An 873-nucleotide genomic window follows, 5' to 3' on the forward strand; every position below is an offset into this window, starting at 1 on the left:
AGAGTTAGGGCATTTTCCAAAGCTGATATCACCGCAATTTGTCCGCCCATTCGTTAAAAGCAACAAAAATGACTTCGTTGATGCTGAAGCTATCTGTGAAGCAGCATCACGTCCATCTATGCGTTTCGTGCAGCCCAGAACCGAATCTCAGCAGGCAATGCGAGCTCTGCATCGTGTCCGTGAATCCCTGGTTCAGGATAAGGTGAAAACAACTAATCAGATGCATGCTTTTCTGCTGGAATTTGGTATCAGCGTTCCGCGAGGTGCTGCCGTTATTAGTCGACTGAGTACCCTTCTTGAGGACAGTAGTTTGCCTCTTTATCTCAGCCAGTTACTGCTGAAATTACAACAGCATTATCACTATCTTGTTGAGCAGATTAAAGATCTGGAATCTCAGTTGAAACGAAAGTTGGACGAAGATGAGGTTGGACAGCGCTTGCTGAGTATTCCCTGCGTTGGAACGCTGACTGCCAGTACTATTTCAACTGAGATTGGCGACGGGAAGCAGTACGCCAGCAGCCGTGACTTTGCGGCGGCAACAGGGCTGGTACCCCGACAGTACAGCACGGGAGGTCGGACGACATTGTTAGGGATTAGCAAGCGGGGCAACAAAAAGATCCGAACTTTGTTGGTTCAGTGTGCCAGGGTATTCATACAAAAACTGGAACACCAGTCTGGCAAGTTGGCCGACTGGGTCAGGGAGTTGTTGTGTCGGAAAAGCAACTTTGTCGTCACCTGTGCTCTGGCAAACAAGCTGGCCAGAATAGCCTGGGCACTGACGGCGCGACAGCAAACTTACGAAGCATAAAGGCAGAAATACACCAGTTTAAACAATCATTCATCTGGTTTTGCGAATACTGATATTGATGATAC

Annotated in this window: 1 protein-coding gene; it reads left to right on the plus strand. The window is 48.1% G+C overall.

Features of this window, described 5'->3' with window-relative positions:
- On the plus strand, positions 1 to 808 hold an 808-nt coding region (locus ACJBF3_RS26075; protein WP_044703026.1), incomplete at its 5' end, for an IS110-like element IS5075 family transposase.
- Positions 809 to 873: the final 65 nt, after the last annotated feature.

Source organism: Enterobacter sp. PP-008-ECC_S150 (assembly GCF_045257065.1).
In the GTDB taxonomy this organism is placed as follows: Bacteria; Pseudomonadota; Gammaproteobacteria; order Enterobacterales; family Enterobacteriaceae; genus Enterobacter; species Enterobacter chengduensis.